This window comes from Nocardia arseniciresistens, from assembly GCF_046764875.1.
In the GTDB taxonomy this organism is placed as follows: domain Bacteria; phylum Actinomycetota; class Actinomycetes; order Mycobacteriales; family Mycobacteriaceae; genus Nocardia; species Nocardia arseniciresistens.
The window spans coordinates 483,287-503,666 of the sequence record NZ_JBKORD010000002.1 but is presented as its reverse complement, the minus strand read 5'-3'; the positions used below and the strand labels follow the sequence as shown (position 1 = coordinate 503,666).

The 20,380-nt window shown below is 65.8% G+C and carries 15 protein-coding genes and 2 pseudogenes; 10 read left to right on the top strand and 7 right to left on the bottom strand.

Annotated features, from left to right (window positions below; all coding sequences use genetic code 11):
* Nucleotides 1–190: 190 nt before the first annotated feature.
* A complete protein-coding gene (locus ACLMAJ_RS05880) occupies nt 191–1,642 on the top strand; it encodes a lipase family protein (RefSeq protein WP_412012441.1) in 1,452 nt (483 codons plus the stop codon).
* 273 nt (nt 1,643–1,915) lie between these two features.
* A complete protein-coding gene (locus tag ACLMAJ_RS05875; RefSeq protein WP_412012440.1) occupies nt 1,916–2,863 on the top strand; it encodes a helix-turn-helix domain-containing protein in 948 nt (315 codons plus the stop codon).
* Between the two features lie 22 nt (nt 2,864–2,885).
* Here the strand turns inward: ACLMAJ_RS05875 and ACLMAJ_RS05870 are convergent, their stop codons facing one another.
* Nucleotides 2,886–4,955, bottom strand: a complete 2,070-nt coding sequence (locus ACLMAJ_RS05870; protein WP_412012439.1) for an AMP-binding protein — start codon at nt 4,953–4,955, stop codon at nt 2,886–2,888.
* A gap of 53 nt (nt 4,956–5,008) precedes the next feature.
* A pseudogene (locus ACLMAJ_RS05865) lies at nt 5,009–5,317 on the bottom strand (carboxyl transferase domain-containing protein); the annotation flags it as partial.
* 354 nt (nt 5,318–5,671) lie between these two features.
* On the opposite strand from ACLMAJ_RS05865, the gene ACLMAJ_RS05860 reads away from it, so the two are divergent.
* From ACLMAJ_RS05860 to ACLMAJ_RS05840, 5 genes are all read left to right on the top strand, one after another.
* The gene (locus tag ACLMAJ_RS05860) at nt 5,672–7,102 is read left to right on the top strand and encodes a short-chain fatty acid transporter (RefSeq protein WP_412012438.1); all 1,431 of its coding nucleotides are present in this window, start codon (nt 5,672–5,674) and stop codon (nt 7,100–7,102) included.
* A 160-nt stretch (nt 7,103–7,262) separates the two neighbouring features.
* Entirely contained in the window at nt 7,263–8,447 is a 1,185-nt protein-coding gene (locus tag ACLMAJ_RS05855) for a 4-hydroxybenzoate 3-monooxygenase (RefSeq protein WP_412012437.1), read from the top strand.
* 14 nt (nt 8,448–8,461) lie between these two features.
* Nucleotides 8,462–10,138 carry a methyltransferase gene (locus ACLMAJ_RS05850; RefSeq protein WP_412012436.1) on the top strand — a complete coding sequence of 559 codons (1,677 nt, stop codon included), beginning with the start codon at nt 8,462–8,464 and terminating at the stop codon, nt 10,136–10,138.
* 108 nt (nt 10,139–10,246) lie between these two features.
* Nucleotides 10,247–10,894 carry a TetR/AcrR family transcriptional regulator gene (locus ACLMAJ_RS05845; protein ID WP_412012435.1) on the top strand — a complete coding sequence of 216 codons (648 nt, stop codon included), beginning with the start codon at nt 10,247–10,249 and terminating at the stop codon, nt 10,892–10,894.
* Between the two features lie 68 nt (nt 10,895–10,962).
* A complete protein-coding gene (locus ACLMAJ_RS05840; RefSeq protein ID WP_412012434.1) occupies nt 10,963–11,499 on the top strand; it encodes an Rv1733c family protein in 537 nt (178 codons plus the stop codon).
* Between the two features lie 236 nt (nt 11,500–11,735).
* Here the strand turns inward: ACLMAJ_RS05840 and ACLMAJ_RS05835 are convergent, their stop codons facing one another.
* Complete coding sequence (locus tag ACLMAJ_RS05835; protein WP_412012433.1) at nt 11,736–13,286, bottom strand: acyl-CoA carboxylase subunit beta; 1,551 nt, start codon at nt 13,284–13,286, stop codon at nt 11,736–11,738.
* Nucleotides 13,287–13,815: 529 nt separating this feature from the next.
* Here ACLMAJ_RS05835 and ACLMAJ_RS05830 point away from each other — a divergent pair.
* From ACLMAJ_RS05830 to ACLMAJ_RS05820, 3 genes and pseudogenes are all read left to right on the top strand, one after another.
* The gene (locus ACLMAJ_RS05830) at nt 13,816–14,784 is read left to right on the top strand and encodes an RsbRD N-terminal domain-containing protein (RefSeq protein WP_412012432.1); all 969 of its coding nucleotides are present in this window, start codon (nt 13,816–13,818) and stop codon (nt 14,782–14,784) included.
* Between the two features lie 58 nt (nt 14,785–14,842).
* Nucleotides 14,843–15,822 (top strand): annotated as a pseudogene (locus ACLMAJ_RS05825) (acyl-ACP desaturase).
* A 47-nt stretch (nt 15,823–15,869) separates the two neighbouring features.
* Nucleotides 15,870–16,847 (top strand): alpha/beta hydrolase, encoded by a 978-nt coding sequence (locus ACLMAJ_RS05820; protein WP_412012431.1) that lies wholly within the window; start codon nt 15,870–15,872, stop codon nt 16,845–16,847.
* 26 nt (nt 16,848–16,873) lie between these two features.
* On the opposite strand, the gene ACLMAJ_RS05815 is transcribed toward ACLMAJ_RS05820, so the two are convergent.
* The 4 genes from ACLMAJ_RS05815 to ACLMAJ_RS05800 form a co-directional block, all read right to left on the bottom strand.
* Nucleotides 16,874–18,184 (bottom strand): RNA polymerase sigma factor, encoded by a 1,311-nt coding sequence (locus ACLMAJ_RS05815; protein ID WP_412012430.1) that lies wholly within the window; start codon nt 18,182–18,184, stop codon nt 16,874–16,876.
* Between the two features lie 15 nt (nt 18,185–18,199).
* Entirely contained in the window at nt 18,200–18,556 is a 357-nt protein-coding gene (locus ACLMAJ_RS05810) for a YciI family protein (protein ID WP_412012429.1), read from the bottom strand.
* A 126-nt stretch (nt 18,557–18,682) separates the two neighbouring features.
* Nucleotides 18,683–19,567, bottom strand: coding sequence for an ABC transporter ATP-binding protein (locus tag ACLMAJ_RS05805; protein ID WP_412012523.1), 885 nt, complete (start codon nt 19,565–19,567; stop codon nt 18,683–18,685).
* Nucleotides 19,567–20,226 carry a FadR/GntR family transcriptional regulator gene (locus ACLMAJ_RS05800; RefSeq protein ID WP_412012428.1) on the bottom strand — a complete coding sequence of 220 codons (660 nt, stop codon included), beginning with the start codon at nt 20,224–20,226 and terminating at the stop codon, nt 19,567–19,569. The genes ACLMAJ_RS05805 and ACLMAJ_RS05800 overlap by 1 nt, the downstream gene beginning before the upstream one ends.
* Nucleotides 20,227–20,380: the final 154 nt, after the last annotated feature.

The window sequence follows — 20,380 nt, the reverse complement described above, 5'->3', positions numbered from 1 at the left end:
TCCAGCCAATCGCATTCGGCTCGGTTGTTGCGATATGGCGACGTGTCACACACAACTCGAACACGGCGGGGTCTGCGTCGGTTAGCCTGACTTCCTGGCCTCGATCCGACAGGGGGCATTTCGGGGTTGAAGGAGCCACATACCCTCCCCGGGCGCCAGTCAACCGACGTCGCACCCAGAGGCGTGTGTCATGAAATGTTTGTGGGCCTTCTTCTTTGCCTTGTTACTGGTCTGTTCGCCGATGGCAGGCCAGGCGGCCGCGCAGCCGCCACCGGACCCACCCGCGCCGCCGGGATTGCCCGCGCTACCGGGATTGCCTGCGCTACCTGATCTTTCGGGACTGCCCGGACTGCTGAGTCCGGATGCGAACGGCTCGATCCTGCCGGGCCTGCAGGAGTGGATCGACCGGGTGGTGCCGCCGCCACCGATCGCACCGACAACGCCTGCCCCCATGCTGTCGACCACGGGCCTGACGCCCGCGCTCGCCGCGTTGCGACAGGCCGTGCTGCCCTCGCCGGTCGGCGACCCGATCTTCGATGCCTGGCCCGCGGACCTGGAAGCCTTCGGCGAAGGGCAGTTGCTCGAGGTCAGAGACGTGACCCCCTCCGCAGCACCGCTGGTACTCGTTCCGATCCGGCAGGCACTGCTGCTGAAGTTCCGCACCACCGACGCGCACGGGCTGCCGTCGTATGCGACTGCGACGCTGGTTGTTCCGACCACGGTGTGGCAGGGTCCAGGCAGCAGGCCGGTGCTGGTGAACAACCTGCCGATCAATGCGCTCGGCCGCGATTGCACGCCGGGATACAGCTTCGCGCACGGGCTGTCGAACAAAACCGCCCTGACCGACTTCATCCCGCCGACAACGCAATTGGCGGCGCTGCGCGGTTACGCTGTGTTGATTCCCGACCACGAGGGACCGTGGATGGCCTATGCGGAGCCGTATGTGGCCGGTCATGCCATTCTCGACGCGATTCGCGCGGTGCGCGAGCTGCGGCCCGAGGAATTCGGGGACAGCAGGTTCGCGATGGCCGGATACTCCGGTGGTGCGATCGCCACTCATGGCGCGGTCAAGCTGATCGGCAGTTACGCACCGGAATTGGCCGGGGTGATCGTCGGTGCGTCGCTGGGCGGGGTGCCTGCCGATTTCGAGATCCTCGCGCGCAGTATGAACGGCAATCTCGCCTCGGCGGTGTTCATGGCCGCGACCTTCGCCGTCGGAAGGGAACGCCCCGAGATACTGGCTCGAATGAACAATCTGGCGCAATGGGCGGCGACATCACCGCTGAAGGACCTGTGCGGCAGCAGCTTCGGCATTGTCGGGGTGCTGATGCTGCCGATCGATGTCGCCGCGAACTTCGCCGATCCGCTGCACTCCGGGCTCGCCGCGGAGATCTATCGGGTGACCAGGATGGAAGGTATGAGGTCGGCGACGCCGCTCTACATCTACAACGGCGAACAGGAATTCTGGATTCCGGCAGAGGGCGCCCGCAATCTCTACCATGAGCAGTGCGGGCTCGGTGTCCGCTCGGTCTATCGCAGTGTGCTCGGTGAGCACGTCATCGCCGGGGGCCTCGGCTATCCGGAGGCGATGGGCTGGCTGGATCAACGATTGCACGGCGTGCCGGCGCCCGATGAATGCTGACCTCGCGCGTGCGGCACCGTTGGCCGGTGTCGGAGCCGTGAGATCAGCGTATTATTCCGACACGCCGATCGAGCCGCCTCGGTGGCGGAACTGTGCGATGCCCAGCGCAGCCGGAAATTTGCGTGGAATTGTCACAACACCGATCGCGTCGTGACCGGCGCGCGGCCCGTCGATTTGCGGTGAGCCCGATGTATGTGCAACTGTACGAATATCTGTGCGTTCGAGGCACTTTGGCCATAGAGAGTCGTGGTGGCGGCATGGCAGACTATGGGTATGCCCGCATCGGAGATACGAGAAGGGGATGGCGCCCGGTCTGCCGCAAGCGTGGCCGCCGACGGTGGACCAACGGTGCTGCGGATGGTTCTCGGTGGCCGCATGCGGCGGCTGCGGGAGGCGTGCGGGATCAGCCGTGAGGACGCGGGCGAGGCCATTCGTGGATCGCATTCGAAGATCAGCCGACTGGAGTTGGGGCGTGTCGGCTTTCGGCAACGCGATCTTGTCGATCTGCTCACCCGCTACGGTGTCACCGATCGCGAGGAGGTGGAGGAGTTCATCGAGCTGGCGCGCCAAGCCAGCGCATCAGGGTGGTGGCACCGCGACACCGACTGGCTGCCCAAGTGGTTCGACACCTATCTCGGCCTGGAACAGGCGGCGCGCTTGATTCGGTGCTATGAGCCGAGGGCGGTGCCCGAGCTGTTGCAGACCGCAGACTACGCCCGCGCTCTACTGACGCTCGCGCATCCGGAGGAGGGGCAGGAGGCGATCGATCGGCGGGTAACGCTGCGAATGCGCCGGCAGCAGATCTTGGCCCGCCGCGATCCGCCGCAACTGTGGGTGATCGTCGACGAGGCGGCATTGCGTCGCCCGATCGGCGGTTCGACCGTGTGGCGCGACCAAGTGGACCACCTGGTCCGTCTCGCCGTGCAACCGCACATCAGCATTCAGGTGCTCGCCGACCACGTCGGGGGATCCGCGATCGCGGACGGCGGGTTCACCGTGCTGCGCTTCGCGGAGACCGATCTGCCCGACATCGTCTATCTCCAGCAGTTGACCAGCGCCCTGTACCTGGACAAGCTCGCTGACCTCGATGCCTACCTGCGCGTGGCGAACGTGCTGTCGGTGCACGCCGCACCGCCCGAGTACTCCATCGGACTGCTGGAGGCACTGCGGGAGCGCATGCCACGCACGCTCGATCGGCCGTTGAACGCGGATCAATCCTGAACGCCGTTGCTGCACGCAGCGATCAGGTCGCCTCGTTGGTGTCCGGGCCGCCGAGCAATCGTTTGAGGATCTTCCCGGTCTCGCCGCGCGGCAGGTCGGTGAGGAAGGTGACATCGCGTGGCACCGAGAAGCGGCTGAGGCGGTGGCGGACGTAGCTACGGACCATATCCGAATCCAACCCCGCGCCTTCTCTTTTCACCACGAACGCGGCCAGCCGCTGGCCGTATTCGTTGTCCGGCACGCCGACCACCGCCACCTCGCTGACCTGGGGGAGATGCGATAGCGCCTCCTCGACCGGCCGTGGGAAGACGTTCTCCCCGCCGGAGATGATCATCTCATCGTCGCGGCCCGCGATGAACAGCCTGCCGCAGGCGTCGAGGTAGCCGAGATCGCCGGTGTCGAGCATGCCGTCGGCCTCATTGGGTGGCGCGGCATTGACGTAGCCGTCGAACAGCATGTGATTACCGACGAAGATGTGCCCGGTCGCACCGACCGGCAGCGGGCGAAGGTCGGGTCCGAGGATGCCGATCTTGGTGCCGAGCGGCGGGCGGCCCGCGGTGGTCGGTGCGGTCCGAAGATCGTCCGGGTCGGCGACTGTCGCCCACGAGACCTCGGTGGAACCGTAGACGTTGTAGAGGATGTCGCCGAAGGCGTCCATGAAGTTCAGTACGGTCGCCGCCGTGAGCGGTGCCCCGCAGCTGGCCACGACCCGCAGGCTGGAGGTGTCGTAGCGAGCGCGAACGGGTGCGGGCAATTCGAGGATCCGGTGCACCATGATCGGGACCGCGATCAGCGTCGTCACGCGGTGTTCGGCGATCAGGCGCAGGCAGTCCTCGGCGTCGAAATGCTCGGGCAGCACCACCGTCGCGCGCAGTGGTGTACTCATCTGCAGCGCCGCGAGACCCCAGGTGTGGAACAGCGGGGCCGGGATGAGCATGGTGTCGTTCATGCGGAACGGGATCCGCGACAGCAGGGCGGCGATGGTGCCGAAGCCCTTCGGGTGCGGGCGGCGCGCGCCCTTCGGTGTGCCGGAGGTGCCCGAGGTGAGCACGACCAGTTTGCCCGGCTGTGTCGGCTTGCGAAACTCCGTGTGCCCCAGCGCTATCAGGTCATCGATCGTGGTTGCGCCGGGTGTCGGCGGCGTATGATCGGTGGTGTAGCGGGGGATATCGTCGTGCAGATACTGGACGAGCGGATCGAATTCGGCGTCCACGAACAGCGCCGACAGTTTGTCGCGCTGCACGATCTCCTCGATCCTGCGGGCGGGCAGACCGGTATTCAGTAGCACCGCATCGATGCCGAGTTTGCCCGCGGCGACCATCGTTTCGACCATTCCCGCGTGATTGCGGGCCAGCAGTCCGACGGCGTCTCCCGCGTTCAGCCCCACAGCCGACATCGCGGCCGCCAAGGCGTGGGTGCGCTGGTGCATCTCGGCGAAGGTGCGCTGCGCCCTGTCATCGATGACGGCCGCGGTATGCGGCGACCGCACGGCTGCGGCGGCGTAGCCACCGGCGAGGTTGAATCCCCATTCGGCAAGGCGGCGAAACTGTTTGAACGCCGAGTCCGGGCGGTAGGTACGCCCGACCCCGGAGGTCATGATCTGTTTCGCGACACCGGCTCGACGCCGCATGGGCGAGTTCTCGCCGTTGACGATCACCGAGGTCGGCGCGGCGAGGACGAGGTCGGCGAGCAGCCGCAGCCCCGCGTTCGTCCAATCGACGATCGCGGCATTGTTCAGCTCGGCAAGGTGCGGATGCACCCGGCCTGGAGCGAAGTAGGTGACGCTGATCCTGGTGTGCTCGTGCTCGTCGCGCAGCCGCACCGAGGCGAAACCGCCCAGCATGGGGAAGCGGAGTTCGAAGCTCTCCAGTTCCCGCTCTACGATCAATTGCATGGTGTGGGAACGGATTCCAACTTCGGCCGAGCCGACCCGCACCAGCAGCACCGGATGGCCCGCGACGGTCTCCAAGGGCTCGCAGGCGCCGATACCTTCGAATATTCGTGGATAGGTTTGTGGATCGAGAAGCAGATCCCACACGGCTTTTCGGGTGATCGCGAATTCGGCGACTACATCGATGACATCGGTGATCAACTACGTGCAATTCTGGCAGGCGGTGTCGAAAACTTGCGAGTCCGGCACCGCGGTCACATCGGGTACAGGTTGTGCTTGCGAGGGTTTGGTTCGGCCGCGGATTCCTTCTCCCTGAGCAGCCGCAGCGCGTGCCGAATTTCCAGTCGGATGCGGGTGGGCTCGATGACGGCGTCGATGTAGCCGCGTTCGGCGGCGATCCACGGTGTTGCGACGGTTTCGTTGTAGCTGTTGATCATGAATTCTCGCACGACGCCCCGCTGATCGGCGGGGACTCGAGCCAATTGGCGTTTGCCGACAATTCCGACCGCGCTCTCCGCGCCCATCACCGCGATCCGCGCGGTGGGCCAGGCGATGCTGATGTCGCGCCATGCCGGATGCCGCCTTCCGGCCTCGTTGTCCCTAGGCCGACGGTAGCCATAGGGCCAGCTGAGATCGAGCGTTTCTGCGCCCACTTGTGCAGCTCACAGCGTCGACCGAGGGGAGTTGGACGATGTCACGACATGCGATCTCGGCTCCATCGCAGGCGTGCTGTACCTCGACGTCTGGTGTAGCCGGCGCGTAGCGGGTACCGACTGTTTCTGCGTTTTTGCAGACGGTACCTGCGCATTTCCTTCTTGTCTGCGCGCGGGTGGGCATCAATACTGACCAACCGAGCCTGTGTGCGGTGCGTCACATGCAAACGTGCGGCTTCGTGTGGAAAGAAGGGGAACAACCGGATGACGTCCACCATTGAAGAAACCAGCTCCGAAAAGGGCCTTGCGCGGGTCGCGCAGTCGCTCGCAAGGTGGACGGAGAAGTGGTTCCCGGACGCCTACGTCGTCGCGCTGGCCGGGGTGTTCATCGTTGCCGCCGCCGCGCTGGCCAACGGCTCGTCGCCGCAAACAGTGGTCAACGCGTTCGGTGACGGGTTCTGGGATCTGACGGCCTTCACCCTGCAGATGGCAATGGTGGTCCTCACCGGGTACGTCGTCGCCACGTCCCCACCCGCTGCCCGGCTGATCGACCGGCTGGCCACTGTGCCGCAAACCGCAAGCAGCGCAGTGAGTGCCGTTGCGTTCCTCTCCATGTCGATATCGTTTCTGAACTGGGGACTCAGTTTGGTTTTCGGCGGTCTGCTCGCCCGCGCGATCGCTCGTCGGACCGATCTACGCGTGGACTATCGCGCACTCGGTGCGGCGGCGTTCATGGGGTTGGGCGCGGTGTGGGCGCTGGGCATATCCTCCTCTGCCGCCCAGCTACAGGCCACTGCCGCCTCGTTGCCTCCGGCACTGCTGAGGATCACCGGTGTTCTCGATTTCGGGCGCACGATCTTCACCTGGCAGTCCCTGCTCATGTGCGCCATCATCATCGCGCTGACCGTGGTGATCGCGCACTTCTCGGCCCCGAAGGGCGACGCGATCAAGACCGCTGAGGAGCTGGAGGTCGATCTGGACGACCAGCCCGCGGAGGTGGCGCCACGATCGCGGCCAGGCGAATGGCTCGAGTACAGCCGCGTTCTGCCGGTCCTGGCTGTATTGATGACGGTGGGCTGGTTGATCTCCCAGCTCGTCACCAAACCAGTGCTGACCGTTGTCAGCAGCCTGAATGGCTACCTGCTCGTCTTTCTCATGTTGGGCTTGGCGCTGCACGGAACGCCGCGCAAGTTCTTGCAAGCGGTCTCCCTCGCGGTGCCCGCCACGGCCGGCATTCTCGTGCAATTCCCGCTGTACGCAGCCATGGCCGCGATCCTCACCAAGGCGAAGGGCCGGGGCGGTCTCACCATCTCCCAGCATCTCGCCGAGTTCTTCACCAACATCGGCGGCGGCGGAAGCTTCGCCATCGTTATCGCCCTCTACACCGTGGTTCTGGGCGTCTTCGTGCCGTCGGGCGGCGGAAAGTGGCTGGTCGAAGCTCCCTATGTCATGCAGGCATCGACCGATGTCCACATGAACCTCGGCTGGACGGTCCAGATATACAACGTCGCCGAGGCACTGCCGAACCTGATCAACCCGTTCTTCATGCTCCCGCTGCTGGCAGTGCTCAAACTGCGGGCCCGCGACCTCGTCGGGTTCACGTTCCTGCAATTCATGTTCCACCTGCCGGTGGTGCTGCTTCTCGTGTGGTTGCTCGGAATGACGTTCGACTACGTCCCACCGATCATGCCGTGACCGCATCGACGCCCTAGCCGAGAAATAGTTCCGGACTGTATGAATCAGTCGACTCCGCGAGTAGCCGGTGCCCGTTCGTCGAGAACCCAGATGTGTTGGGCGCGTTCGGAGAACGGACTCGGCAAGCTGAAACCCGTTGGGTGATCTAGGCTTCGTTGCCATGCGCGTTGGGAGAAGCGGTCGCACGACCGATGTCTTGGTTCTCGGCGCAGGTCCGGCGGGCCTTGTCCTCGGTAATATCCTGCAAGCCGCCGGAATCGACACTGTGATCCTCGAGCGGCGCAGTCGTGAGCACATCGAACAACGAGCGCGCGCCGGCTTCCTGGCTCCTGGCAGTGTCGAGATATTGGGCGAACACGGCCTCGACGCTGGTCTGCGTGCACGGGGGCGCACTCATCAGACGTGCGAATTCCGCAGCGCGGCGGGGCGTTTCGAGCTGTCGTACGGTGAGCTCGGGCGGCGCGAGCCGCACACCGTGTACCCGCAGCAGTTTCTGGTCACCGACCTGGTCGCCGAATTTCTCCGTAGGGGAGGCGATCTGCGTTTCGAAACCACTGCCGAGCAGATCGGCGACCATCACGGTGAGCGGCCCTGGGTACTCGCGCGCGCCGCCGACGGCAGCGAATACCCGATCGCCGCACGGTATTTGATCGGCTGCGACGGGGCCAAGGGCCTGGCTCGGCAGACCATCACGGTGCAGCGATCCGCCTGCGAGTACGACATCACCTGGCTGGCGCTGCTGGCCAAGGCGCCGCCGACGACCGAAACCGTCGTATACGGCGTCCATTCCGACGGCTTCGCAGGACAGATGCCGCGCAGCCCGGACGTGACCCGCTACTACCTGCAATGCACCCCGCACGAGGACCCGCTGGCATGGGCCGAGGAGCGTATCTGGGCGGAACTGGCGCAACGCCTCGGCGCGGACCGGTATGGGCCATTGTCTACGGGGCAGATCGTCGAACGCAGCCTTGTCCAGCTGCGCTCGGAGATCCTGGATCCGATCCAGCAGGGACGGCTGTTCCTGGCGGGCGACGCGGCCTCCTCGATCAGCCCCTCCGCCGCCAAAGGGGCCAACCTGGCCATCTTTGCCGCGAATCTCCTTGCGCAGGCCATAGCTCCGGTCATCCGTCACGGCGATGAGTCCGCGCTGCAACGGTATTCGTCCGACTGCGTGCCGCGGATCCGGCGCGCGCACGAATTCTCGAACTGGATGATCGGGCTGCTGCACCCGCCCGCGGGCCCGCACGCCGCGTTCCAGCGTGAACTCCAACATGCTCAGCTGCACAGCCTGGCCACCTCACGAAGGCACCAGGATTTTTTCGCGGAAAACTACGTCACCATCTGAATCCAGGAGGACGCGTGACCCGCTCGCTGGAAGTGTCACCCCGTATCGCCCCCACCGACGACGACCGCTTGGCCGCGGCCGTGCAGTTCATCCGGACCCACGACATCGACGGCGTGCTCGCACAGATGCTGCCGGACCTCACCGAAGCCGAACACACCGCGATCGCCGCCTACTGTCGATTCGCGCATGCGGCTCTGCTGGTGTTCCCGCCTGATCTCCAGGCTCTCGACGCCATGCTCGCCGCCCATGATCTCACCGCGAGCTCGACGGCGCCGAGTGTGGTTGTCCGGCAGCGGCTTGCCGCCCGCCACGGCCTTCCCGCCGATCAGCTGCCGGTGCAGATCGTGCGCGCACCGGTCCATGCAGCCGATGGAACACCCTGCGAGATAGAAGTTTTCGCACTCGTGAATGCTGAAGCGGAGGTCGCCGCTGGCGAACGCGACGCCGAACACGAAGCGCACATCGCGCTCGCCACCGGCCCCATCGACGAGATCGCCCTCACCGGCCTGCGCGCGATGCTCACCGGACGTGGCCGCCTGCGCGCCGACGGCGGCGGCTACAACGGGCATGAGGACTCGACGGTCCTCTACTTCGCCCGCACCGCATGGCGACGACCGGGTTACCAGCGGTTGGAATTGCATTTCGCGGGCAATCACCCACGAACGCTTGCCGCGCACTCGGCCGAGTCCGAGGGCCCCGCCGACCGGTTACTGCGGCTGCTGACAGGAGCTTGGGCCACTCAGGCGTTGGCGGTCACCGCCGAACTCGGAGTCGCCGACCGGCTCGCCGCCGCGCCAGGCAGCCAGGTGCTCGAACTAGCGGAGTTGACCGGTACCGATCCAGGCGCGCTTGCTCGGTTGCTGCGCTACCTCATCGATCTCGATGTCGTGCAGTCCGATGGCACTGGGTTCGCGCTCACCGAGATGGGTGCGCTGCTCGCCGCCGGTGCCGAACGCTCACTGCACCCGTTGGCGCGGCTCTACGGCGGCGCTTTCTATGAGTCCTTCGGCCGCCTCGACTTTGCGTTGCGCACCGGTCGGACCGCGTTCGACCACCACTTCGGGCAGCATCACTTCGACTACTTCACCGCCGAACCCGATCGCGCGGCCCTGTTCGACCTCGCGATGGCCGCCAGTGCGGCGATCTTCGGCCATGTCGGCCAACTCATCGATACCGCCACTGCCGACACAGTGATCGACGTGGGGGGCGGCAGCGGCGAACTGCTGGCCCGAGTCATGACCGCGAGCCCACGCCTGCGCGGTGTGCTGTTCGAGCGCGCCACCACCCTCGAGCGGGCCCGCGCCACCCTGGACCGAGCCGGCTGCCTGACTCGCTGCGAATTGGTAGGGGGCGATTTCTTCACCACTACCGTGCCGACCGGCGGCGATATCTACCTGCTCGCCCGCGTCCTGCACGACTGGAGCGACGAGGACTGTCGCACCATCCTGCGTCGTTGCGCTGATGCCATGCCGGAAGGATCGCGGCTCTACGTCATCGAAAGGCTGCTCCCCGAGGACGATTCCCGCTCCCTTGTCCCTGCGTGGGACCTGCACATGTTGTGCAACGTCGGCGGTCGCGAACGAACCAGAACCCACTACCGCACCCTGCTGCGATCCGCCGGCCTCGAACTCACCACGCACGACGAACTGCCACTCGGCTTCGCGATCCTGCACGCACATCGCACCGACTGATCCGTTAGTCGATATCCGACCGGGCCCGGTGACCGGCGCTGCGCGGTGTATCAGAAAGACCTGGCGAACTATTGTCCCTGTGGGACAATTAGCTGCTACGCTATCGGTATGGGTGGCGACGACGGTGTCGACCTGGACGGCCGTCGGCTGCGCACGAGGCGCAGCCGGGCGGCCATGTCGGCTGCTGCGTTCGATCTGCTGACCGAGCGAGGTCTCGACTCGGTGGCGGTGGAGGATATCGCTGTGCGCGCCGGGGTGACCAGGCGAACCTTCAGTCGGCATTTCTCCTCGATCGAGGAGGCGGTGCTTGCCGATCTCGACCAGGACGTGCACCTGTTCAACGACGCGCTGTGCGCCAGGCCGGTCGACGAGCCGCCGCTGGCCGCCTACCGCAATGCCATCCACGATTGGCTGGATGCCGAATACAGTGGCCCGCGTGCCGAACTGCTTGTTCGCCGCTGGGAACTGTTCCAGCGATTCGACGACGAGCCCGCGCTGTTCGCGGGCTATCAGCGCATCCGTCTTGTCGGGCAACAGGAGTCGGTGCGCATCATCGCCGCCAGGCTGGGTACAGACCCAGTAGTGGATCTGCGTCCGGCCGCCGCCGTAGCGGCGGGTTCCGGGATGCTCATGGCGGCGCTGCAGGCATGGGCGCTCGGAGCGGATCCCGCAAGCCTGCCTGATCTCATCGAAGGGTTTTTCGCCACTCTCGCCGGGTTGACCAGCGATATCCACTACGAGGAGTCACCGTCATGACTACTGGGTCGGTGCATGCGGGTGTTGTCCGTCGGACGTGCCGACGCGTCGGATTGGATCGTAATCCGATGCGCAGGAAGGAAGATCGCCTCCAATCGGTGGCGGGGGTGCTATTGCTATTGCTGTTCCTCGTCATCGTTCCGGTGGCGACCATGACCATCGGCGGCCGCGTCTATCAGACCGAAACCCTTGCCGCACAGGCGGAGGCGGCGCAACTGCACCAGGTCGAGGCGACGATCGTCGAGGTCGACAAGACGCCCCTGTATGCGCCGGTGACACCCGTGAAGGTCACCTGGACCGATCCCGACGGCCGCACCCACACCAGCGACTACCAGACGAGCGGAATCGCGAAAACCGGCTCCACCGTGAAGATCTGGCTCGACAGCGCGGGGCGCGTCGGACACCCGCCCTCGGATACCCGTGCCCTCAGCAAGGCGGTGCTCATCACCTCGGGCGCGGTACTGGCGGTGCTCGCCTTCTGCGGCAGTTGCTATGCGCTGTTGCGCCGCGCACTCGACCGCAGGCGCTCGCGATTGTGGGAATCCGAGTGGGCCACAGTGGGACTCAATTGGGGCAACCACGGCACCCGACCTGACCAGAACTAACGTCGAACCCTAAGTCATCCGAACTGCGAAACTCGTGCGGAGTGCGGTGTGCCCGTCGGCCAAGGGTAGGGACGAGGTCGGCGGGCACACCGCGTGCCCGGCCGTCGCGCAGCGAACGCGGGGCCGGCACATTGATACGTTAGGCACTCGAACTGGCCCATGCGCGGCGGGAAACAAAGATCGGCACATGCCACGAATATCGTCGGTTTACGTTGTGACGCAGCACAACCGGCGGTCTAGACCGGGAACAGGCTGTGTTTGCGGTTCTCGTGTTCGGTGGCGGCTTCCTTGTCGCGCAGCAGCCGCAGCGCGTGCCGAATTTCCAGGCGAGTGCGCGAGGGCTCGATAACGGCGTCGATGTAACCGCGTTCGGCGGCGATCCACGGAGTGGCGATGTTCTCGTTGTATTGGTCGATCAGGAAGTTCCGCGCGGCCGCGCGCTGATCGGCGGGCACCTGGGCCAGCTGACGCTTGCCGACGATGGTCACCATGCTCTCGGCGCCCATCACCGCGATGCGTGCGGTGGGCCAGGCGAGGCTGATGTCGGCGCCTAGCTGCTTGCAGCCCATCACCGCGTAACCGCCGCCGTAAGCCTTGCGCACCACGACTGTCACGATCGGCACGGTCGACTCGAGCACGGCACGGAAGAAACGCCCGCCGCGCTTGATGACGCCATTGCGCTCCTCCTCGACCCCGGGTAGCACACCGGGGGTGTCCACGACGAACACCAGCGGAATCCGGAAGGCATTGCACAGTCGGATGAAGTGGGTCGCCTTGTCCGAGCACTTGGCGTCGATGGCACCGCCGAGTGCCATCGGCTGGTTGGCGATGACGCCGACGCTGCGCCCGTCGACCCTGGTGAAGCCGGTGATGAGGTTCTGTGCGGTGGCCGCGCCGATCTCCAGGAAGTCGCCGTCGTCGAACATGCGCAGCAGGATGTCGTGCATGTCGTAACCGGTGCGGTCGGAGTCCGGGATGATCGAGTCCAGCTCGAGGTCGGAGTCGGTGATCTCCGGCTCCAGGCCCGGGTTCACGATCGGCCCCTGCTCCATCACACTCGAGGGCAGGTAGCTGAGGTAGTTCCGTGCCCAGTCGAAGGCGGCCTGCTCGGTGGCGGCGACATGGTGGACGGTGCCGTTGGCCGCCTGCACGTGCGCGCCGCCCAACTCCTCCATCGTCACCTCCTCACCGGTCACGTCCTTGATGACCTCGGGCCCGGTGACGAACATGTAGGAGTTCTCGGTCGCGATGAGGATGTCGGTGTTCACCGGTGCGTAGACCGATCCGGCCGCGCACTTGCCGAGCATGATCGAGACCTGCGGTACGAAGCCCGACAGGGGCCCCTGGCGCCTGCTCATCAGGGCGTACCAGGCCAGTGAGGCGACCGCGTCCTGGATCCTGGCGCCGCCGGAGTCGTTGATCGCCACCACCGGGCAGGCGTTGTTCAGTGCGAAGTCGAGCGCATTGGCGACCTTGCGGCCGAACATCTCGCCCACCGAGCCACCGAAGACGGTCTGGTCGTGGGCGATCACCACCACCGGCCTGCCGTCGATGCGGCCGTGGCCGGTAACCACACCGTCGCCATACATGGAGCCGGGGGCTCCCGGCTGGCGCACCAGCGCGCCGAGTTCGATGAAGCTGCCCGCGTCGAGCAGCATGCGGACGCGCTCGCGGGCGCTGGGTATCTCCTTGGCCTTGCGTTTCGCGATACCGGCTTCGCCGGCCGGCTCCTGGGCCAGCTCCAGGATGCCCTGCAGCTGTTCCAGCTTGTCTCGCGTACCGCTCATGTCTGGTTATGCCCTTCGGAATCGCTCGTTTCGTCGTTGCCCCGCCGATTTCGTCGTATGGGGCCGAGGCGCTCGATGGTATCCGGGATATGACCCAAAGCACACATCTCGAGCGGTTCTCATGGGACAGCTCACAGGTTTGCTGGGTCCGCTGTTGGCGTGTGTCACCCGCCCGGCGCCGGGCGGGATGCATTTGCTCGAGGTCGAGTCCGTGCGCGTTGTGGATCGTACCTGGTGACACCCGGGTCGCTGGTGAACGCCACCTCTCCGCGCGTGGCTCACCGTAGGGTGCGAAGAAGCAGCGCCGGTTTGCGCGGTCGGCGCTGCGACTCGAACGTCGCCGCGGTAAATGTCGGGCGGCGCTCAATGATTCCGATATTTCGAATGCGAGCGCCGCGATCGTTATTGTCTCGAAAGGCCGCGGCTCACTTGTGATTTCGCCCAACGGTCGGAGTATCGGCTAATGACATCCCTAATTCTCCATTCGGCGCCCCATTCCGGCACGGCGGTTCACTAGCCTTCCTCGATCATGGTGGGCACACACGCCGGCTCGGGCATCACGAGCCTGGAATCGAAACTCGTCGAACATCTGAGATATCACGCGCGCGGCGCGCCACACGGCGACCTCGCGACCACGACCAGAAATATCGTCGCTGCCGCCGCGAGCGGATCGCCGCAGGCCGACATCACCGGATCCGCGGCGCGCTGGGCACGCGAAGGCCTCGAATTGGAAACCGTCCTCGACGCATACCACCACGGCATCCGGACCGGCCTCGACTTCCTTGCCGAACAGGCAGCCGGCACTGATGTCGATCAGGTGATGGCCGGTGCGCGACTGATGGTGCGGGTGCTGGAAACCGTGACCTCGGCGGCCTCGGCGGCCTACGTCGATGAGCATCGCCACGTCGCACGAGAGCAGCAGACCGCGGCGCAGACCTTGGTGTCGGCGCTGCTCAGCGGGCATGGGGTGACTCAGCTTGCCAGGCAGACCGGTATCACCATCGCCTCCTCCTATCAGGTGGTCGCCTTGTCGATTCCACCGCATACGGACGAACGAAGACCCGGACTCGCCACACCGTCCGCGGCGCGGCGCAAGTTGCGCCGCGTCCAGGCCGCGTTGGCGACCCCGCTCGGGTCCCGGGCTCTTTCGCTGCTGTCCACCGACGGCGGCACGGTGCTTGTGCCGATCGACGACGCCTCGATGCGCACGTCGTTGGCCATGACCGCCGAGGTGCTCGAGTTGCTCAGCGAAGCCGCCGAGGTCCCCGTCACCGCCGCCGTCGGTTCCGGCGACTCCGTTCGGATTCCCGAACTGGCCGCGCGTGCGCACGAGTTGCTCGAGCGACTGCTGGTCGAGGGCCGCCCGCCGGGGCTCTATCCGATGGCCGAGTTGCCCGAGGCCATCGGCCGCGACGCGGCGGGTTATGACAAACCCCAGCAGGCCAACAGGTCCGTAGTCACCTCACCCAACGATCGCCGAATCGGCCGCACGGCGTGAATATTCGGTCCTATCGTCGAACTCACCTCGATGCACGGGGTGTGCGAAGGAGTTATGAGTGACAATCGCGTTGACCGATATCGATATTCTGCGCGAGCTTGAACCCGTCGCCGAACGTAATCTCAATGACCATCTCCGCAAAGCGAGGTCGTGGAATCCGCACGACTATGTGCCATGGGATGACGGTCGCAATTTCGCCGCTATGGGCGGAATTGATTGGGAACCCGGACAATCGGTGCTATCGGAAGTCGCGCAGATCGCGATGGTGACCAACCTGCTCACCGAGGACAACCTGCCCTCCTATCATCGGGAGATCGCGGATTCCTTCTCCGTCGACGGCGTGTGGGGCACCTGGGTCGGGCGCTGGACGGCCGAGGAGAACCGGCACGGGATCGTGTTGCGTGACTACCTGGTGGTGACCCGTTCGGTGGACCCGGTGGCTCTGGAGGCCAGGATGGCGCCGCGCATGGCCGGAGCGAAGGCGGAGGTACGCATATGACCACCGGCGTCGTGAAGCCTGTGAAGGGATCACAGTTTCTGCGCTCGGTCGCCTATGTGACGTTGCAGGAGTTGGCGACTCGGATCAGCCACCGCAACACCGGTACAGCGTGCGGAGAACCCGTCGCCGAGCGTATGCTGCAGCGGATTGCCGCCGACGAGAATTTGCATATGATCTTCTATCGCAACCTGAGTGCCGCCGCGTTGGACCTGACATCTGACGCGATGCTGTGTGCTATCACGGATATCGTGACCCAGTTCCAAATGCCCGGCCTCACCCAGCCGAACTTCCGTCGCAACGCGGTGGTGTTGGCCAAGCATGGAATCTACGACGTGCGCCAGCATCTCGATGTGGTTGTCCGTCCGGTCTTGCGGTCGTGGAATGTGTTCGACCGCACCGACGTATCTGGTGCGGGCGAACGCGCGCGTGAGGTTCTCGCCGCCTACCTCGACGAATTAGAAATCAAGGCAACGTGTTTCGAGGAGCAGCGGGACCGGACCGCCGCCCGCCGGGCAGAGCGAGTCACCGCAGCGAGATGAACCTACGTGTGCCGATTACCGTCGCGGCGATGGTAACCATTGTCGCGATGAGTGCTGCGCCTGTACTGGCCGAGGACACGATGGTGCCCGCGCCGCCACCGATCGATCCCGCGATGACCAGGACCGGGCTGATCAGCCAGGAAAGCATCGGCCCGCGCCGAGAACGTCTGAACATCGCCTCGGCCGCCATGCGCAGGGTCATCACGGTCGATGTGCTACGCGGCACCGGTATCGGACCGCGTCCAACGCTGTACCTGCTCGACGGCGTCGACGGCGAAGCCACCTCGGGCTGGCTCAGCAAGGGGAAGGCGGCGGAGTTCTTCGCGGACAAGGCGGTCGACGTCGTCTTGACCAGCGGTGGCGCCGGAAGCATGTACAGCGACTGGGACCGCCACGACGCGGCGCTCGGGCTGAATCGGTGGGAGACCTTCCTGACCGAGGAGTTGCCGCCGATCGTGGAGTCGCTGCTGCAGTCCGATGGGCGCCGCGCGATCGCCGGTGTGTCGATGGGCGCGCAGGCGGCCATGATGCTCGCACAGCGCCACCCCGGCCGCTTCCGTGCGGTCGCCGGGATGAGCGGATGTTATTCCACCGCGGACCCATTGGGTCACGCCGTCACCACCATCACCGTCGCCTCGCGCGGCGGCGATGTCGAAAACCTCTGGGGGCCACCGAATTCACCCGAATGGGTCGCGCACGACAGCGTGCTCGGCGCCGAGGGCCTTCGCGGGACGACGATCTATCTCTCGGCCGCTCCCGGCCTGCCGACCGGCGCTGATCTCGTTGCCGTCGCCAACTCACCGTCCGTCGTCGACGCGCTCGGATTGGTGGGCGGGGGAGCGGCGCTGGAGGCAGGCGCGCGAGCATGCACCGAGCGGCTCGCCGCCCGCCTCGGCGAGCTGAAGATCCCTGTCACCGTGGAGTATCAACCGACCGGCATGCACACCTGGGCCGATTTCGAGGCGGAGTTGCCGCGCGCCTGGCGGGTGCTCGCTTCCGCGCTCGGACTACCCGAGCCGAAATAGCCTCCGCGGTACCTGGGGCCGCGATGCTAGCTCTGGTCGGTGGCCTTGGTATCCGCTGCTCGTGCACACTCCGCCGCGCGCTCCAGCAGTAGGGCTCGTTCGGCGTCGTTGCCGGTAAGGGTTGCGGCACGGACGAATTCGGTGTGAGCCTCGTGGTGGCGGCCGAGTTCGGCGAGTAGATCGCCGCGGACCGCGGGGAGCAGGTGGTAGCTATCGAGGGCGCCGGCCGCGGCCAGCGCGTCGACGAGTTCGAGCCCGGCGGTGGGGCCTTGCACTTTGGCGACGGCGACCGCTCGGTTCAGTTCGACGATCGGCGATGGAAAGCGTTCGGCGAGAATCGCATAGAGGCCCGCGATGCGTCGCCAATCGGTGTGCTCGGAGCTGGGGGCCATGGCGTGGACGGCGGCGATTGCGGCCTGCAGGGTGTAGCGGCCCGGCGGCAGATCGCGGTTCCTGTCGACGGCGTGGGCGCGAGCGAGCGCGGCGAAGCCGCGGCGGATCAGCAGCTGGTCCCAGCGGCTGCGCTCTTGATCTGCCAGTAGGACAAGGGTTTTCGCCGGGCTCACGCGAGCTCGGGAACGCGAGGCCTGCAACTCGAGCAGTGCGACCAGGCCGTGCACTTCGGCTTCTTCGGGCATCAGGTTGGCGAGTATTCGTACCAATCGCAGTGCGTCCTCGCACAGTTCGATGCGCAGCCAATCCTCGCCCGCGGTTGCGGAATATCCCTCGTTGAAGATCAGGTAGATCACCTCCAGTACGGAATCGAGGCGTTCGGCCAGATCGGCGCCGTGCGGTACCGCGTACGGGATTCGGCGTGCGGCGATTGTTCGCTTTGCTCGTACGATACGTTGGGCGACAGTCGATTCCGGTACCACGAAAGCTCGCGCGATCTCCTCGGTGGTCAGGCCGCCGACCAGGCGCAATGTCAAGGCCACCCGTGCTTGCGCTGACAACACGGGGTGGCATGCGGTGAAGATCATCCGCAGCAGATCGTCCTCGATCGCCTGATCAGGGTCCACTGCGGCCGACAGTCCCGGATGCTGCTGCTGCTCGGTCACGAGTTCGTGACCGAGCAGCGCGACCTTGCGTGCGAAGGTTTGATTGCGCCGCACCAGATCGATCGCACGATGCTTCGCGGTCAGCATGAGCCAGCCGCCCGGGTTCGGTGGCACACCGTCGCGAGGCCACTGCTCCAGTGCCGCGACCAACGCGTCCTGAGCCAGTTCCTCGGCCGAGTCGATATCGCCGACGACCCGGGTCAGCCCCGCGACCAGGCGCGGCCACTCCATCCGCCACACCGCCTCGACGGCGCGACCCGCGTGCTGCTCACGACTCATCGGCGGCCGGCCCGATCAGGCAGGATCGTCGAGCTGCCGGATCTCGAGGTCGATCTCCCACTCCGGCCCATGGGCGCCGAGGAACCGCGAAGACCACTCCACCGCTTCCTCCTTCGACTTCGCCTGCAACAGGCAGTACCCGCCGATCACCTCTTTGGATTCGGTGAACGGCCCGTCCAGCACGGTCTGCTTGCCGCCGGACAACGAAATCCGCGTCGCCTCCGTGATCGGGCGCAGCCCCGCGGTATCGAGCAGCGCCCCCGCCTTGGTCATATCCTCGATCACCTTGCCGATGTCTTCCATCAACGCGTCATCGGGTACCTCCGAGGGCGCGGTGGACCGATCGACGCGGATCAGCATCATGTATCGCATAGTGGCATCCCTTGCTCGTCGTCGTCAGGATCGTCCGACCCTCACTCCACTGCATCGAACGGCTTCGACCAGAATCGACATCACTTCAGAACTTTTTCGAGAATCCACCGCTGCTGATTTCGCCCATCACAGATCCTGCCACTCGGCACGCGGTTCGGCAGCGGCGACGGGAGGGATCCAGCGGCTGATCGACCCGGCGTCGGTCGGCGTTGTCCAAGCGCCGGTGCTGTGGGCGGCGCGAGCGGTCCAGCGGCCGCGGTCGTAGGTCACCTCGACGGGGTGGTCGAAAGCGTCGGTGACGTTGTCGGTGGTGACGGTATCGATGGCCGGTCCGGTGGCGACAGTGCGGCCGTCCGCGATGAGCAGGGCGTGGGTGGTGGTGCTCGGGAGTTCTTCGAGATGGTGGGTGACAAGGATCGAGGCCACCTCAGGGTGGGTTTCGCCGAGGGTGTCGATGGTTTCCAGGAGCTGTTCGCGGGCCGCGACGTCCAGGCCGGTGGAAGGCTCGTCGAACAGGAGCAGGCGCGGCCCGGCGATGAGGGCGCGGGCGATCAGGGTGCGGCCGCGTTCGCCCTGGGACAGGGTTGGCCAGGTGTCGTCGGCCTTGCCTTTGAGGCCGACGGTGTCGATCATGGCGTCGGCGCGGCGTGCGTCATCGGGTGACGGAGCCCAGCGCATCGGGGTGTCGATGGTCGCGGTGATGCCAGTGAGTACGACCTGGCGGATCGTCAGCGGATATTGCAGTGGGTGGCGTGGGTTGACATGACCGATGGAGTGGCGCAGCGTGGCCAGCTCGACGCGCCCGAGCTGCTCGCCGAGCACCCGCACGAGGCCCGAAGTCGGGAAGGTGACAGCGCCGCAGAAGCCGAGCAGGGTGCTCTTGCCCGCGCCGTTCGGTCCGAGCAGGGCCCAGTGTTCGCCCGCGTGCACAGTGAGTGAGATGCCGTCGATGATCTGTTTGCCCTCGCGACGGAATGTCACGTCCGACAGTTCGAGCACGGGTGCGCCGATCACGTGAAGGCCTCTTTCAATCTCGACAAGTGGGAGCGGCTGAATTCCGCTGCGGCGGTGGGATTTCGATGGGCGATCGCATCGGCGAGCCGAATGTGGGCGTCGTGATCGGCCGGTTCGGACGGCACGGGGCGGATTTTCAGCATGTCGATCATCGCGGTGCGGAGCCGGGGGAGAAAGGTGTCGAAAAGCTGGGTGAGCACGTCGTTGTGCGCCGCGACGATGACGGCGCGGTGGAAGGCCATATCCGCGTCAACGTGCTCCGGGATCGGCTCGCCGCGGGTCTCCCGCGCGGCGAGCGCCCGCCGGATCGCTCGCAGATCGGCGGGGGTGCGTCGTTGCGCGGCGAGGGCGGCGGCCTCGGCCTCGATGGCGATGCGGGCCTCGATCACATTGGCGATAGTGGCGCGGCGCAGCACGACATCCCAGTCCTCGCTGGTATCCAGAGCGGTGACGAAGACGCCCGCGCCTTGGCGACTGTCGAGCACACCCTTGCCCGCGAGCTCGCGGATGGCTTCACGCAGTGTCGAACGGCCGACGCCGAGTTGGGCGGCCAGAGTGGTTTCCCCCGGTAGTCGATGACCGAGCGGCCACTCACCATCCCTGATGCGTGACAGCAGCAATTCGGCCGCCTGAGCTGCCAAGGGATGCCGTCGCACCTGTGTGACGGGAGGGGGTCCGCCCACTGGAGCCCGCGGCGCGGCGGTCGCGGACGCTGCCGCCCGAGCGGTTCGAGGGACCATGCCGACCTCTCTACTTGTCTGAGGAGTTGTGTACAGTCTAACCATCATGACGCATGCGCTGCTTCTCCTT